The organism is Pseudomonas sp. TH39(2020), assembly GCF_016650715.1.
Taxonomy (GTDB): Bacteria; Pseudomonadota; Gammaproteobacteria; order Pseudomonadales; family Pseudomonadaceae; genus Aquipseudomonas; species Aquipseudomonas mandelii_C.
This window is the reverse complement of record NZ_JAEKFF010000007.1, coordinates 145,746-160,260: the sequence shown is the minus strand read 5'-3', so window position 1 is coordinate 160,260 and position 14,515 is coordinate 145,746. Positions and strand designations below refer to the sequence as shown.

Genomic DNA, 14,515 nt, shown 5'->3' with positions numbered 1-14,515 from the left:
TTGAGAGCCCGATCATGTCTCGTTCCGAAACGCTGTTTGCCAATGCCCAGAAACACATTCCCGGTGGCGTGAACTCTCCTGTTCGCGCATTCAAAAGCGTGGGCGGCACGCCGTTGTTCTTCAAACACGCTGAAGGCGCCTACGTCACGGACGAAGACAACAAGCGTTATGTGGATTACGTCGGTTCCTGGGGGCCGATGATTCTCGGCCACAGCCACCCGGACGTGCTGGACGCCGTGCGCAAACAGCTTGAGCACGGATTGTCCTACGGCGCGCCGACCGAGATGGAAACCCAGATGGCTGATCTGGTCTGCTCGATCGTGCCGTCGATGGAAATGGTGCGCATGGTCAGCTCCGGCACCGAAGCAACCATGAGTGCTATCCGTCTGGCCCGTGGTTTCACCGGCCGCGACAGCATCATCAAGTTCGAAGGCTGCTACCACGGCCACTCCGACAGTCTGCTGGTCAAGGCCGGCTCCGGCGCACTGACCCAAGGCGTGCCGAGCTCGGCCGGTGTGCCGGCGGCCTTCGCCAAGCACACCCTGACCCTGCCGTTCAACGACATCGACGCCGTAGCAACCATGCTCGCCGAAGTCGGCCAGGACGTGGCGTGCATCATCGTCGAGCCAGTGGCCGGCAACATGAACTGCGTACCGCCAGCGCCAGGTTTCCTCGAAGGCCTGCGCACTCTGTGCGACAAGCATGGCGTGGTGCTGATTTTCGACGAAGTGATGACCGGTTTCCGTGTCGCCCTTGGCGGTGCACAAGCCCACTACGGCGTGACGCCAGACCTGACCACCTTCGGCAAAATCATCGGTGGCGGCATGCCGGTTGGCTGCTTCGGCGGTAAACGCAAGATCATGGAGTGCATCGCGCCATTGGGCCCGGTCTATCAGGCGGGTACCTTGTCGGGTAACCCGTTGGCCATGGCGGCCGGCCTGACGACCCTGCGCCTGATCAGCCGCCCGGGCTTCCACGCAGAGTTGACTGACTACACCAGTCGCCTGCTCGATGGCCTGCAACAACGCGCAGATGCCGCTGGCATTCCGTTCGTGACCACACAGGCCGGCGGCATGTTCGGTCTGTACTTCAGCGGTGCCGACGACATCGTGACCTTCGATGACGTAATGGCCAGCGACGCCGCCCTGTTCGGGCGCTTCTTCCACCTGATGCTCGAAGGCGGCGTGTACCTGGCGCCGAGCGCCTTCGAAGCCGGCTTCACCTCGATCGCCCACGGCGAAACCGAACTGAAACTGACGCTGGATGCCGCCGAGCGCGCATTTGCTGCATTGAAATAACACTGTGCCGCTGACGTTGGCGGTTGCCAGCGTCAGCTTTTACCTGCATTCCAGCCCTTATTCCTGCGCTTCTGCTCAAAATCCCCAGCAAAGTGGGCGATATATTCCCCGCGCAGCAGAAAAACGAGTAAAGACTTTGTAAGGTTGGCCCTGCTTATTTCATAATGCGCGCTTATTGGATCCCTCGATGGGTCCGCGCGCCCTTCAGAGGTAAGTCGATTCCCATGAACCGCACCGGCCGCGCCCTTGCCTTGGGCTGCCTGTTGCTCCTTCAGCCCCTGCTCGCGCTCGCACAAGCAGGCGGCAACTCGTTGTTAATCCCAGCGATGGGTCGTTGCACCCTCAATACTCAGCCGCAAGACCTGGCACAGGCTCTCGCCGCCTGCCAGAAAGCGTCGGATGAAGGGGATGCGCAAGCGCAATACGAGTTGGGTGAGTTCTACTACGACGGCAAAAATACGCCGCGCGACCTCAAAAAAGCCTTGGCCTACTTCGAAAAGGCCTCGCTGCAAGGCCACGCCCAGGCGCAGTTCAAACTCGGCACCATGTTCTTCCACGGCGAAGGCGTACCGGCCAATAACGTTCAGGCGTATATCGTGCTGAAAATGGCTGCGGTCAACGGCGCTGAAGAAGCATTGGACACCGCCGACGAAGTCGCCGAGAAAATGCCCCGCGAAGAACTGGAAGTAGCTACCCAGGTGTTGGGGCAAATCTTCCGTAAATATCTGATGGAATTGCAGAGCGCCGATGGGCGTACGCCGTTCTCGCCCCTGCCCTGAATCCTGCGTCAATCTGACTGGCCCCTTCGCGAGCAGGCTCGCTCCCACATTGATCTTGTGAACACAATATTTGTGAACGCCAGAGATTCACTGTGGGAGCGAGCCTGCTCGCGAAGGGGGCGACTCGGTCTTGAGGCTTACTTCTCAGGCATCGGCATCGGAAACGGCATGACATTGCCGACCGCGCCGCGGGCTTCGCTGATTTTCGGCGTACCAAGGCGCTCGACCTCGTCGATCCGCACGATCGAATGCATCGGCACAAAGCTGCGCACAACGCCTTCGAACTGAGCCTTGAGCTTCTCTTCGCTCGGATCGACGACCACTTGCGTGCGCTCGCCAAAGACGAACTCTTCCACTTCCAGGAAGCCCCACAGATCACTTTGATAGATCTGCTTGGCATACATTTCGTACACCTGGCCCTGGTTGAGGAAAATCACCTTGTAGATTGGAGCTTCACGTTTGGTCATGGTGGGCGAGCAACACATCGGGGATAAAAATGAGGGCGCGAACTATAGCATAGCCACCGGACGCACAGCGGTAGGAACCTTGGGTCATGTTCCCTATAATGCGCGGTTCTTTGAATCACGTGATGACTCTGTCCATGGCCAAGAAGCTTTACATCGAAACCCACGGTTGCCAGATGAACGAGTACGACAGCTCGCGCATGGTTGATCTGCTGGGTGAACATCAAGCCCTGGAAGTCACCGCTCGCGCTGAAGATGCCGACGTGATCCTGCTCAATACCTGTTCGATCCGCGAACGCGCCCAGGACCGTGTGTACTCCCAACTGGGCCGCTGGCGCGAACTGAAACTGGCCAACCCGGACATGGTCATCGCCGTCGGCGGTTGCGTGGCCAGCCAGGAAGGCGCTGCCATTCGCGACCGCGCCCCTTACGTGGACGTGGTCTTCGGTCCGCAGACCCTGCACCGCCTGCCGGAAATGATCGACGCCGCCCGCGCTACCAAGCTGCCGCAAGTCGACGTCTCGTTTCCGGAAATCGAAAAATTCGACCACTTGCCCGAGCCGCGCATCGATGGCCCAAGCGCCTACGTGTCGGTCATGGAAGGCTGCAGCAAGTACTGCACCTTCTGCGTGGTGCCTTACACCCGTGGCGAAGAAGTCAGCCGACCCTTCGATGACGTGATCGCCGAGATCATGCACCTGGCCGAAAACGGCGTGCGCGAAGTGACCCTGCTGGGGCAGAACGTCAATGGCTATCGCGGGACCACTCATGATGGTCGTTTGGCTGACCTGGCAGAGCTGATCCGGGTGGTGGCCGCCGTCGATGGCATCGACCGCATCCGTTACACCACCTCACACCCACTGGAGTTCTCCGACAGCCTGATCCAGGCCCACGCCGACGTGCCGGAACTGGTCAAACACCTGCACTTGCCGGTGCAGTCGGGCTCGGACCGAATCCTGGCGGCGATGAAGCGCAACCACACCGCGCTGGAATACAAATCCAAACTGCGCAAGCTGCGTGCCGCCGTGCCGGGGATCTGCATCAGTTCGGACTTCATCGTCGGCTTCCCGGGCGAGACCGAAAAAGACTTTGAACAGACCATGAAGCTGATCGAAGACGTCGGTTTCGACTTCTCCTACTCGTTCGTCTATAGCCAGCGCCCGGGCACTCCAGCCGCCGATCTGGCCGACGAAACGCCGGAAGCGCTGAAAAAAGAACGCCTGAACGCCCTGCAACATCGCCTGAATCAGCAAGGTTTCGAGATCAGCCGACAAATGGTAGGTTCGATCCAGCGGATCCTGGTGACCGATTATTCGAAAAAAGACCCTGGCGAACTGCAAGGCCGGACCGAGAATAACCGCATCGTCAATTTCCGCTGCGACAATCCGACGTTGATTGGTCAGTTCGCCGATGTGCATATCGACGCCGCACAACCGCACTCGCTGCGGGGCTCGCTCATTACGCAATACTAAATATCCCCCTGTGGGAGCGAGCCTGCTCGCGAAGGCGGCGTGTCAGCTGCATTAATGTCGACTGACATGCCCTCTTCGCGAGCAGGCTCGCTCCCACAAGGGACGGTGTTTGGTGCTGGATTATTTAAGACCTTTCGCACCCAGGCCACTGGCGTTATCCTTGATTTCATCTTAATTACCCCAGGGCGGCTAAATACGACCTTGAACGCACCCATAGAACCACATCGTTTTATCCTCGAGCCCTTTGAAGCTCGCCGCTTCGCCAATCTGTGCGGGCAATTTGACGAGCATCTGCGCTTGATCGAACAGCGCCTGACCATCGAGATCCGCAACCGCGGAAACCAGTTCGAACTGATCGGCGAGCCCAAGCACACCACCTCCGCGGAAAACCTCCTGCGCCGCCTGTACCGGGAAACCAAGGGTACCGAGCTGTCGCCGGACATGGTTCACCTGTTCCTGCAGGAATCGGCCGTCGAAGAGCTGGACAACGTCTCCCCCTCCGAACCCTCCGTCGCCCTGCGCACCAAAAAAGGCATGATTCGCCCTCGCGGCTTGAATCAGTTGCGCTACGTGAAGGAAATCCTGGGTAACGACATCAACTTCGGCATCGGCCCGGCCGGTACCGGCAAGACCTATCTGGCCGTTGCCTGCGCGGTAGACGCGCTGGAACGCGAGCAGATTCGCCGCATCCTGCTGGTGCGTCCGGCGGTTGAAGCGGGCGAAAAGCTCGGCTTCCTGCCCGGTGACTTGTCGCAGAAGATCGACCCGTACCTGCGCCCGCTCTACGACGCACTCTACGAAATGCTCGGCTTCGAACACGTCGCCAAGCTGATCGAGCGTCAGGTGATCGAAGTTGCGCCGTTGGCCTACATGCGCGGTCGCACCTTGAACAACAGTTTCATCATCCTCGACGAAAGCCAGAACACCACCGTCGAGCAGATGAAGATGTTCCTGACCCGGATCGGCTTCGGTTCTACTGCAGTCATCACTGGTGACATCACCCAGGTCGACCTGCCGAAAGGCACCAAGTCCGGGCTGCACCATGTGATCGAAGTGCTCAAAGACGTGCCAGGCATCAGCTTCACCCACTTCAAGCCCAAGGACGTCGTGCGCCATCCGCTGGTGCAACGTATCGTCGAAGCCTACGAGCGCTTCGAAAACCGGGTCGCCGACGAAGCGCCAAAGGACAAACGCCACGATGCTTGAGCTTGATCTGCAACTGGCTACCAAAACGCCTGCCCCAAGCGAAGCCGAGTTCCGCCAATGGTGCGAACTGGCGCTGCGCCAGCGCACAGCCGACTCTGAAATGACCATCCGTTTGGTCGATGAAGAGGAAGGTCGCGAGCTGAACCACACCTGGCGGCAAAAGGATTACGCCACTAACGTCTTGTCGTTTCCTGCCGATGTGCCCGACGAGTTTCTCGACATCCCGCTGCTGGGCGATCTGGTGATCTGCGTGGCGGTGGTCGAGCGCGAAGCCGCCGAACAAGGCAAAACTCTTAATGCCCATTGGGCGCATCTGGTCATTCACGGCTGCTTGCATCTGCTTGGTTACGACCATATAGATGACGATGAAGCCGAAGAAATGGAAGCACTGGAACGAACGTTGCTTGCAGAGTTGGGCTATCCCGACCCTTACGCGGACGACGAAACCGAAACATCCCCTATCGTTACAACAAAGGATTCAGAGTAATCGCTATGAGCGAAGATCGATCGAGCAACGGGCAAAAGTCATGGCTGGGTAAGCTCACCCAGGCTTTTGCCCACGAGCCGAAGAACCGCCAGGAGCTGCTGGAGCTGCTGCGCGATGCGCACCAAAACAAGTTGCTGGACAGCGAAGCACTGGCCATCGTCGAAGGCGCCATCCAGGTTGCTGACCTGCAAGTACGGGACATCATGGTCCCGCGCTCGCAGATGATCAGCATCAAGGCGACCCAGACACCCCGCGAGTTCCTGCCTGCCGTGGTCGACTCGGCCCACTCCCGCTACCCGGTGATCGGCGAAAGCCACGATGACGTGATGGGCGTGTTGCTGGCCAAGGACTTGCTGCCGTTGATCCTCAAGGAGAACGGCGACAGCTTCAACATCAAGGACTTGCTGCGCCCGGCCACCTTCGTTCCCGAGTCCAAGCGCCTGAATGTGCTGCTGCGCGAGTTTCGCGCCAACCACAACCACATGGCCATCGTCATTGACGAATACGGCGGTGTGGCGGGCCTGGTGACCATCGAAGACGTGCTGGAACAGATCGTCGGCGACATCGAAGACGAGCATGACGTCGAAGAAGACAGCTACATCAAGCCGCTGCCCAGCGGTGACTTCCTGATCAAGGCCCTGACGCCGATCGAGAACTTCAACGAATTCTTCGACAGCCAATTCTCCGATGACGAATTCGACACTGTCGGCGGTCTGGTGATGAGCGCGTTCGGGCACCTGCCAAAACGCAACGAAATCACTGAAATCGGCCCTTATCGCTTCCGCATTTTGAACGCTGACAGCCGTCGGATTCACCTGCTGCGCCTGACACCCATTGCCCGGTAATTCTAAGGATTGGGGTGTGTCATCAGCTATTTCCTGTATCGCGTTGCGCCTGAAAGCGGGCCAGGCAAGGCGCAGTCCGTAGGGAATGGCATTCCCTTTCCAAGGACTGCAACGCAGAATGGCCCGCTTTCAGGCGCAACCCGAAGGGCCGGGCCTGCTGTTACGCAGGGCTGCGTTACTCGTCGCTCATTTGAAAAACCAAACCACACTCCTCGCGCCTTGCCCTGCGTAACAGCAGACCCGGCGCGATACAGGAAATAGCTGATGACACACCCCTTGCATCGTCTGACCCGCCCCGGCTGGCCCGGTAACCTGCTGGCCGTGGTGGCCGGTGCAATCACCACCCTGGCGTTGGCGCCGTACGATATCTGGCCATTGGCACTGCTGGCGGTCGGTTTCTTCTATGCCGGCTTACGCGAGCTGAACCCCCGTCAGGCCCTGGGCCGTGGCTGGTGTTTCGGTTTCGGCCTGTTTGGCGCTGGCACCAGCTGGATCTACTACAGCATTCACCACTTCGGCGGCGCTTCGGTGCTGCTGGCCGGTTTCCTGATGCTGATCTTCACGGCGGCAATTGCCTGGTTCTTCGCCCTGCCCGCCTGGATCTGGGCGCGCTGGCTGCGCCGTAACGAAGCGCCGCTGGCCGACGCCCTGGCGTTTGCGGCGTTGTGGGTCGGGCAGGAAGCCTTTCGCGGCTGGTTCCTGACTGGTTTTCCCTGGCTTTATTCCGGCTACAGTCAGCTCGACGGCCCGTTGGCCGGGCTCGCACCGCTCGGCGGGATGTGGCTGATTTCCTTCACTCTGGCCCTGACGGCCGCGCTGATCTACAACGCGTTGCGTCTGGTGCGCACCGGCCGCAAAGGTTTCATCGTCGCGGGTGTGTTGCTGCTGGTCGGCCCTTGGGTGGCCGGCATGGCGCTCAAGGAACACGCCTGGACAACCCCGGCGGGTGCGCCGCTGAGTGTCGCGGCGATTCAGGGCAACATCGAACAGAGCATGAAGTGGGACCCGGCGCAGCTCAACGCGCAATTGGCGCTGTACCGCGACATGAGTTTCAACTCGAAACGGGTCGACTTGCTGATCTGGCCGGAAACGGCCATCCCGGTGCTCAAGGAGTCCGCCGAGGGCTACCTGAACATGATGGGAAGCTTCGCAGCAGAGCGTAAGTCCGCACTGATTACCGGTGTACCGATTCGCGAGGAAGTCCATCACCAGAAGCGTTTCTACAACGGCATCACCGTCGTGGGCGAAGGCGATGGCACTTACCTCAAACAGAAGCTGGTGCCGTTTGGCGAATATGTTCCGTTGCAGGACGTGCTGCGCGGGCTGATCGCCTTCTTCGACCTGCCGATGTCGGACTTTGCCCGTGGCCCGGCTGATCAGCCGATGCTGCAGGCCAAGGGTTATCAAATTGCGCCGTTCATCTGCTACGAAGTGGTTTACCCGGAATTCGCCGCCAGCCTTGCGGCGCGTAGCGATCTGCTGCTGACCATCAGCAATGACACCTGGTTCGGCACGTCCATCGGCCCGCTGCAACACTTGCAAATGGCGCAGATGCGCGCGCTGGAGGCTGGTCGCTGGATGATCCGAGCCACCAACAACGGCGTGACCGGTTTGATCAACCCGTTCGGTCAGATCACCGTACAGATCCCTCAGTTTGAACGTGGCATTTTGTACGGTGAAGTGGTGCCCATGCACAACCTGACGCCTTATCTGCAATGGCGTTCGTGGCCGCTGATCATTGTTTGCGTGCTGTTGTTTGGCTGGGCGTTGGTGGCTAGCCGGATGGCCAAGACCGTTTAGGTATTGCGGCGCCAGTAAAAAGATCGCAGCCTCGTTTCACTCGACAGCTCCTACACAGCTCCTACAGAGTACGCAATCCCCTGTAGGAGCTGTCGAGTGAAACGAGGCTGCGATTTTTTGATCTTCAGCGGTAAAACATCGAATACCCGATCTGCCCCACCGCCTCATTCAACAACTGCCCGCTCTGCCAGATTGACTTGAATTCCGGCATCCAGCCGCCCAGTGGCCGGGCGTTGTCCACGCCTAAAAACCCCACCGGTGCTGACACCACTTCAAATCCTGCCTTTTTGAAACTCCAGACCGCTCGCGGCATGTGCCAGGCCTGAGTCACGACGACCACGCGTTTGATCCCTTCCGGCAACAATACCTCGGCGCTGAACTGCGCGTTCTCCCAGGTCGTGCGGCTGCGCCCTTCTTGCCAGCGCACTGCCATGCCGAAATCATCGCGCAACGAGTCCGCCATCAACTTCGCTTCGGTCGGCGGGGTGCCGTAATGCAGGCCTCCGCTGGTCAGAATCGGCAAACCGGAGGCCTTGGCCAGGCGCGCCGCATAGCGCTCGCGTTCCAGGCCTACGCCCGTTGGCTGGTCAGCACCCCATGCCAGATCGCCCCGCTCACGCCCCGAACCGAGCACCACGATCGCATCGGCGCGCTGACTCAGCGTTGCCCAATCGTCGCGGGCCAGCGGCGTTTCACGCTCCAGCGCCTTGGCGCCCCACTGCACCACCACCGGCAGGCTCATCAGCCAGAAGCCGCCCACGCCCAGCGCAAAGCACAGCCCGGCAAGACGCGGTCTTGAGCGACGCAACCACCAGGCAAGCACCAACAGCAGCAAAAGAATGCCGGGCGGCAACAGGAGTTGTTTAACAAAATATCGAAAAGGCATCGAGCATCTCCAAAAAGATGCCCGAAGCCTAAGTGCGTTGACGCAATGCGACAACAAATACGAAAGGACTATGCTTCACAAATACATCAGACATTACTTCCAGTGTCCTTACTTGAATTGCAAAGACCGGACCTTTACCGCGTCCTTGCCGGGAACCTTGTCCTTGAGCCAGATGATCTTGGCCGAACGTGGTGCGTCGAGTTGCTTCACTGCTTCTGACAAGCATCCGTGTGTCTCACGTTCACTGCGATCGAGATACGCCTTGACCAGTGCAAACTCTGCGGGGCTCAAGCCACGCAATTCCAGTTCCAGTGGACGTTCATCGCGTAACCGGTCAGCAGTTTTTGCCGCGTCCAGGGCCATTCCCAGACGATCGATCAGTCTTTCGTACAGCTCCGGTTTTGTAACTTTTCGCCGTGACTCAACCATCCATCACCTCATTGAAGATAAGACTCACTCCCCATTTAGAGCTTAGCTTCCATGAACAAACCGGCTGAGTGCTGCGACCAACGGCCCTCGCAGCGGGTTTTGGGCGACCCGCAGCAGTAATCAGGGTTTCCCTCGGTAGAGTGCGGTCATGTATGCTACGGCGCTTCCTGTAACTCCACTTCCAGCTCGCCTGGGCACCGAAACGCCGATTTGGCGTGATCACCGTCCAGCGTTGCATTGAAGAGGATTAGGCCACCCCTATTCAGTTCAAAAGTAGCCATGCACGAACAATATCAGCCCCGTGAAATCGAAGCCGCCGCCCAGTCGTTCTGGGACGAGCAAAAGTCCTTTGAAGTCAGTGAACAGCCAGGCAAGGAGACTTTCTACTGCCTGTCGATGTTCCCTTACCCCAGCGGCAAGCTACACATGGGGCACGTGCGCAACTACACCATCGGCGACGTGATCTCCCGCTACCAGCGCATGCAAGGCAAGAACGTCCTGCAACCCATGGGTTGGGACGCCTTCGGCATGCCGGCGGAAAACGCCGCGATGAAGAACAACGTAGCGCCCGCCAAGTGGACCTACGAAAACATCGCTTACATGAAAACCCAGCTGCGCAGCCTGGGCCTCGCCGTGGACTGGTCCCGCGAAGTCACCACCTGCAAGCCTGATTACTACCGCTGGGAACAATGGCTGTTCACTCGCCTGTTCGAAAAAGGCGTGATTTACAAAAAAAGCGGCACCGTGAACTGGGACCCGGTCGATCAGACCGTTCTGGCCAACGAACAGGTGATCGACGGTCGCGGCTGGCGTTCCGGCGCGCTGATCGAAAAGCGCGAAATTCCGATGTACTACTTCAAGATCACCGCTTACGCGGATGAGTTGCTGTCGAGCCTCGACGATCTGCCGGGCTGGCCTGAACAGGTCAAGACCATGCAGCGCAACTGGATCGGCAAGTCCCGCGGCATGGAAGTCCAGTTCCCGTACAACGTCGATTCCATCGGCGAAACTGGCGCGCTGAAAGTCTTCACCACCCGTCCAGACACGCTGATGGGCGCGACCTACGTTGCCGTAGCCGCCGAACACCATTTGGCCGCACTGGCCGCGCAGAACAACCCCGAGCTGCAAGCGTTCATCGCTGAATGCAAGGGCGGCAGCGTCGCCGAAGCCGACGTCGCCACCCAAGAGAAAAAAGGCCTGCCGACCTCGCTGTTCGTCGAGCACCCGCTGACCGGTGAAAAACTCCCGGTATGGGTCGCCAACTACGTGCTGATGCACTACGGCGACGGCGCGGTCATGGCTGTACCGGCTCACGACGAACGCGATTTCGAGTTCGCCACCAAGTACAACCTGCCGATCAAGTCCGTGGTGCGCACCAGTTCCGGTGACACCAACCCGGCTCCATGGCAGGACGCTTACGGCGAACACGGCACGCTGATCAACTCCGGAGAATTCGACGGCCTCGACTTCGAAGGCGCTTTCGACGCCATTGAAGTCGCGCTGATCAAGAAAAATCTCGGTGCCTCGCGCACTCAGTTCCGTCTGCGCGACTGGGGCATCAGCCGTCAGCGCTACTGGGGCTGCCCGATCCCGATCATCCACTGCAACACCTGCGGTGATGTGCCGGTCCCGGAAGATCAGTTGCCAGTCGTGCTGCCGGAAGATGTCGTACCGGACGGCGCTGGTTCGCCACTGGCACGCATGCCTGAGTTCTACGAGTGCAGCTGCCCGAAATGCGGCGCACCGGCCAAGCGTGAAACCGACACCATGGACACCTTCGTCGAGTCCTCGTGGTACTACGCCCGTTACGCCTCCCCGCACTATGAAGGCGGTCTGGTGGAAAAAGCGGCGGCCGACCATTGGTTGCCGGTTGATCAGTACATCGGCGGTATCGAACACGCGATTCTTCACCTGCTCTACGCGCGTTTCTTCCACAAGCTGATGCGCGACGAAGGCCTGGTGAGCTCCAACGAGCCGTTCAAGAACCTGCTGACCCAGGGCATGGTGATCGCCGAGACTTACTATCGTCGCGAAGCCAATGGTGCTTACACCTGGTTCAACCCGGCGGACGTCGAACTCGAGCGCGACAGCAAGGCCAAGGTAGTTAGCGCCAAGTTGATCGCAGACGGCCTGCCGGTGGAAATCGGTGGCACCGAGAAGATGGCCAAGTCGAAGAACAACGGCGTTGACCCACAGTCGATGATTGACCAGTTCGGCGCAGACACCTGCCGCCTGTTCATGATGTTCGCCTCGCCACCCGACATGAGCGCGGAATGGTCCGACTCCGGAGTAGAAGGTTCGCACCGCTTCCTCAAGCGCGTCTGGCGCCTGGCTCAAGCCCACGTCACTCAGGGCCTGCCGGGCAAACTGGACGTCGCCGGCCTGAATGACGAGCAGAAAGCCATTCGCCGTTCGATCCACCAGGCCATCAAGCAGGCCAGCCACGACGTCGGCCAGAACCACAAATTCAACACCGCCATCGCCCAGGTGATGACGCTGATGAACGTGCTGGAAAAAGCCGCGCAAGGCACCGAACAGGATCGCGCACTGATTCACGAAGGCCTGGAAACCGTGGTTCTGCTTCTGGCGCCGATCACTCCGCACATCAGCCATGAACTGTGGCATCGCCTGGGTCACGCCGATCCGGTGATCGACGCCGCTTGGCCGGTGCTGGACGAGAACGCTCTGGTGCAAGACAGCCTGCAATTGGTGATTCAGGTCAACGGCAAGCTGCGCGGCCACATCGAAATGCCCGCCAGCGCCAGCCGCGAAGAAGTCGAAGCCGCCGCACGGGCCAACGAGAACGTGCTGCGCTTTGTCGACGGTCTGACCATTCGTAAAGTGATCGTAGTGCCCGGGAAACTGGTCAATATCGTCGCCAGCTAATTGGATCAGGCGCCAGGTCATGCCTGGCGCCGAGTAAAACCTTTCGGGCCGCAAGATCGGCCCACATGGTTTCAAGGGGAGCAACAAGATGATCAAACGCAATTTGCTGGTGATGGGCCTTGCGGTCCTGTTGAGCGCCTGCGGTTTCCAGCTGCGCGGCACCGGCACCAATGAACTGGCGATCAAGGAACTCGACCTGAGTGCCCGCAACGCCTACGGCGAAGTCGTGACGCAACTGCGTCAGGTGCTGGAAAGCAGCGGCGTCAAGGTCTACAGCGGTGCACCTTACAAGCTGGTGCTGACCGATGAGCAGGAAAGCCAGCGCATCCTCAGCTACGCAGGTGCCGGTCGTACTGGCGAGTATCAGGTGACTACGGTGCTGAACTACGATATCCGTGGTGCGCGCGACCTGTCGCTGCTGAGTGACAAGCTCGAAGTGCAGAAGGTCTTCATGCACGACGGCAACAACCTGGTGGGTTCCGACCAGGAAGGCAACGACGCCCGTAAGGAAACCCGTCGTGAACTGGTTCAACGGATGATGCTGCGCCTGCAACAGCTCACGCCGGCTCAGCTGGATCAGCTGCAACAAACCGCCGAAGCCAGAGCCAAGGCTGAGGCCGATGCACTGGAAGCGGCGCAGAAGGCTGAAGCGCAAACTCCGCGCCAGTCGCCAATCGAACTGCCGCAGCAGTAAGACTTACGGGGCGCTCAGGCGCCCCGTTCGACCTCTTCTATGAAACTCGCCCCCGCCCAACTCGCCAAACACCTGCAAGGTGCCCTCGCGCCGGTCTATATCATCAGTGGCGATGACCCACTGCTGTGTCAGGAAGCCGCCGACGCCATTCGTGCCGCCGCCCGCCAACAGGGATTCGACGAACGCCAGGTCTTCGCCGCCGACGCCAGTTTCGACTGGGGAACGTTGCTGCAAGCCGGCGCGAGCATGTCGCTGTTCGCCGAAAAGCGCCTGCTGGAACTGCGTCTGCCGTCCGGCAAACCCGGTGACAAAGGCGCTGCCGCGTTTATCGAATACTGTTCACGGCCCGCCGAAGACACGGTGTTGCTGATCAGCCTGCCGAAACTTGATGGCAGTGCGCAGAAAACCAAGTGGGGCAAGGCGCTGGTCGAAGGTCAGCAGACCCAGTTCGTGCAAATCTGGCCGATAGAGGCCAACCAGTTGCCGAGCTGGATCCGTCAACGGTTGTCCCAGGCCGGGCTTTCCGCCAGTCAGGACGCCGTCGAACTGATCGCCGCACGGGTCGAGGGCAACCTGCTGGCGGCAGCCCAGGAAATCGAAAAGCTCAAACTGATGGCCGAAAGTGGTCAGATCACTGTCGAAACCGTGCAAGCGGCCGTCGCTGACAGTGCGCGCTTCGATGTCTTTGGCCTGACCGATGCGATTCTCAACGGCGAAGCGGCTCATGCCCTGCGCATGCTCGAAGGGCTGCGCGGCGAAGGCGTCGAACCGCCAGTGATTCTCTGGGCGCTGGCCCGGGAGCTGCGGCTGTTGGCCAACCTGTCGCTGCAGTACAGCCAGGGCGTGCCACTGGACAAAGCCTTCAGCTCTGCCCGACCGCCGGTCTGGGACAAACGCAAACCACTGATGAGCAAAGCCCTGCAACGCTACTCGGCGCAACGCTGGGCGCAGCTATTGCTGGAAGCACAGCGCATCGACGCACAGATCAAAGGCCAGGCCGCCGGATCTCCGTGGATGAGTTTGAGTCGGTTGTCGTTGTTGATGGCCGGCCAACGCCTGACCTTGCCTGCCGAGTAAACACGCCCTCTGTAGCAGCTGGCGAAGCCTGCGTTCGGTTCGGGCCGCGTTCGGACGAAGCAGTCGTAAAATCAGACAGCACGGTGTGTCAGGATGATCCGGAAATCAGGGTTTACGACTGCTGCGCAGTCGGACGCAGGCTTCGCCAGCTGCTACAGAGGTTTCCTACACTACTCACATCCATTTGTCCTA

Annotated in this window: 13 protein-coding genes; 10 read left to right on the top strand and 3 right to left on the bottom strand. The window is 59.7% G+C overall.

Annotated features, from left to right (window positions below; translation table 11 throughout):
• Nucleotides 1–14: 14 nt before the first annotated feature.
• The gene (gene hemL, locus JFU47_RS21105) at nt 15–1,298 is read left to right on the top strand and encodes a glutamate-1-semialdehyde 2,1-aminomutase (protein WP_123367710.1); all 1,284 of its coding nucleotides are present in this window, start codon (nt 15–17) and stop codon (nt 1,296–1,298) included.
• A 224-nt stretch (nt 1,299–1,522) separates the two neighbouring features.
• Nucleotides 1,523–2,077 (top strand): tetratricopeptide repeat protein, encoded by a 555-nt coding sequence (locus JFU47_RS21100; protein WP_046048719.1) that lies wholly within the window; start codon nt 1,523–1,525, stop codon nt 2,075–2,077.
• A gap of 137 nt (nt 2,078–2,214) precedes the next feature.
• On the opposite strand, the gene JFU47_RS21095 is transcribed toward JFU47_RS21100, so the two are convergent.
• Nucleotides 2,215–2,544 carry a DUF1820 family protein gene (locus JFU47_RS21095; protein ID WP_007894425.1) on the bottom strand — a complete coding sequence of 110 codons (330 nt, stop codon included), beginning with the start codon at nt 2,542–2,544 and terminating at the stop codon, nt 2,215–2,217.
• Nucleotides 2,545–2,678: 134 nt separating this feature from the next.
• On the opposite strand from JFU47_RS21095, the gene miaB reads away from it, so the two are divergent.
• The 5 genes from miaB to lnt all read left to right on the top strand — a co-directional run bounded on the left by miaB (nt 2,679) and on the right by lnt (nt 8,351).
• Nucleotides 2,679–4,013 (top strand): tRNA (N6-isopentenyl adenosine(37)-C2)-methylthiotransferase MiaB, encoded by a 1,335-nt coding sequence (gene miaB / locus JFU47_RS21090; protein ID WP_161990840.1) that lies wholly within the window; start codon nt 2,679–2,681, stop codon nt 4,011–4,013.
• Nucleotides 4,014–4,214: 201 nt separating this feature from the next.
• Nucleotides 4,215–5,219 (top strand): PhoH family protein, encoded by a 1,005-nt coding sequence (locus JFU47_RS21085; RefSeq protein ID WP_123367708.1) that lies wholly within the window; start codon nt 4,215–4,217, stop codon nt 5,217–5,219.
• Nucleotides 5,212–5,706, top strand: coding sequence for an rRNA maturation RNase YbeY (ybeY, locus tag JFU47_RS21080; RefSeq protein WP_201185428.1), 495 nt, complete (start codon nt 5,212–5,214; stop codon nt 5,704–5,706). The genes JFU47_RS21085 and ybeY overlap by 8 nt, the downstream gene beginning before the upstream one ends.
• Nucleotides 5,707–5,711: 5 nt before the next feature.
• Complete coding sequence (locus JFU47_RS21075; RefSeq protein ID WP_008152854.1) at nt 5,712–6,551, top strand: HlyC/CorC family transporter; 840 nt, start codon at nt 5,712–5,714, stop codon at nt 6,549–6,551.
• 276 nt (nt 6,552–6,827) lie between these two features.
• Nucleotides 6,828–8,351: an apolipoprotein N-acyltransferase gene (lnt, locus tag JFU47_RS21070; RefSeq protein WP_201187302.1), complete on the top strand. Its 1,524-nt coding sequence runs from the start codon at nt 6,828–6,830 to the stop codon at nt 8,349–8,351.
• A gap of 124 nt (nt 8,352–8,475) precedes the next feature.
• Here lnt and JFU47_RS21065 read toward each other — a convergent pair whose 3' ends face one another.
• Nucleotides 8,476–9,237, bottom strand: a complete 762-nt coding sequence (locus tag JFU47_RS21065; protein ID WP_201185427.1) for a YdcF family protein — start codon at nt 9,235–9,237, stop codon at nt 8,476–8,478.
• A gap of 108 nt (nt 9,238–9,345) precedes the next feature.
• Complete coding sequence (locus JFU47_RS21060) at nt 9,346–9,666, bottom strand: hypothetical protein (protein WP_123367704.1); 321 nt, start codon at nt 9,664–9,666, stop codon at nt 9,346–9,348.
• A gap of 279 nt (nt 9,667–9,945) precedes the next feature.
• Between JFU47_RS21060 and leuS the strand changes: the two genes are divergently transcribed.
• From leuS to holA, 3 genes are all read left to right on the top strand, one after another.
• On the top strand, nt 9,946–12,552 hold the full coding sequence (leuS, locus tag JFU47_RS21055; RefSeq protein WP_201185424.1) for a leucine--tRNA ligase: 2,607 nt from the start codon (nt 9,946–9,948) through the stop codon (nt 12,550–12,552).
• 88 nt (nt 12,553–12,640) lie between these two features.
• Nucleotides 12,641–13,246 (top strand): LPS-assembly lipoprotein LptE, encoded by a 606-nt coding sequence (locus tag JFU47_RS21050; protein ID WP_201185419.1) that lies wholly within the window; start codon nt 12,641–12,643, stop codon nt 13,244–13,246.
• A gap of 39 nt (nt 13,247–13,285) precedes the next feature.
• Nucleotides 13,286–14,323, top strand: a complete 1,038-nt coding sequence (holA, locus tag JFU47_RS21045; protein WP_201185417.1) for a DNA polymerase III subunit delta — start codon at nt 13,286–13,288, stop codon at nt 14,321–14,323.
• Nucleotides 14,324–14,515: the final 192 nt, after the last annotated feature.

What these genes read in the sequence shown, in the direction of transcription:
- JFU47_RS21065 (WP_201185427.1), bottom strand. Translation starts at nt 9,237, where the DNA reads ATGCCTTTTCGATATTTTGTTAAACAACTCCTGTTGCCGCCCGGCATT.
- leuS (WP_201185424.1), top strand. Translation starts at nt 9,946, where the DNA reads ATGCACGAACAATATCAGCCCCGTGAAATCGAAGCCGCCGCCCAGTCG.
- miaB (WP_161990840.1), top strand. Translation starts at nt 2,679, where the DNA reads ATGGCCAAGAAGCTTTACATCGAAACCCACGGTTGCCAGATGAACGAG.
- JFU47_RS21050 (WP_201185419.1), top strand. Translation starts at nt 12,641, where the DNA reads ATGATCAAACGCAATTTGCTGGTGATGGGCCTTGCGGTCCTGTTGAGC.
- JFU47_RS21060 (WP_123367704.1), bottom strand. Translation starts at nt 9,666, where the DNA reads ATGGTTGAGTCACGGCGAAAAGTTACAAAACCGGAGCTGTACGAAAGA.
- hemL (WP_123367710.1), top strand. Translation starts at nt 15, where the DNA reads ATGTCTCGTTCCGAAACGCTGTTTGCCAATGCCCAGAAACACATTCCC.
- ybeY (WP_201185428.1), top strand. Translation starts at nt 5,212, where the DNA reads ATGCTTGAGCTTGATCTGCAACTGGCTACCAAAACGCCTGCCCCAAGC.
- JFU47_RS21095 (WP_007894425.1), bottom strand. Translation starts at nt 2,544, where the DNA reads ATGACCAAACGTGAAGCTCCAATCTACAAGGTGATTTTCCTCAACCAG.
- holA (WP_201185417.1), top strand. Translation starts at nt 13,286, where the DNA reads ATGAAACTCGCCCCCGCCCAACTCGCCAAACACCTGCAAGGTGCCCTC.
- JFU47_RS21075 (WP_008152854.1), top strand. Translation starts at nt 5,712, where the DNA reads ATGAGCGAAGATCGATCGAGCAACGGGCAAAAGTCATGGCTGGGTAAG.
- JFU47_RS21100 (WP_046048719.1), top strand. Translation starts at nt 1,523, where the DNA reads ATGAACCGCACCGGCCGCGCCCTTGCCTTGGGCTGCCTGTTGCTCCTT.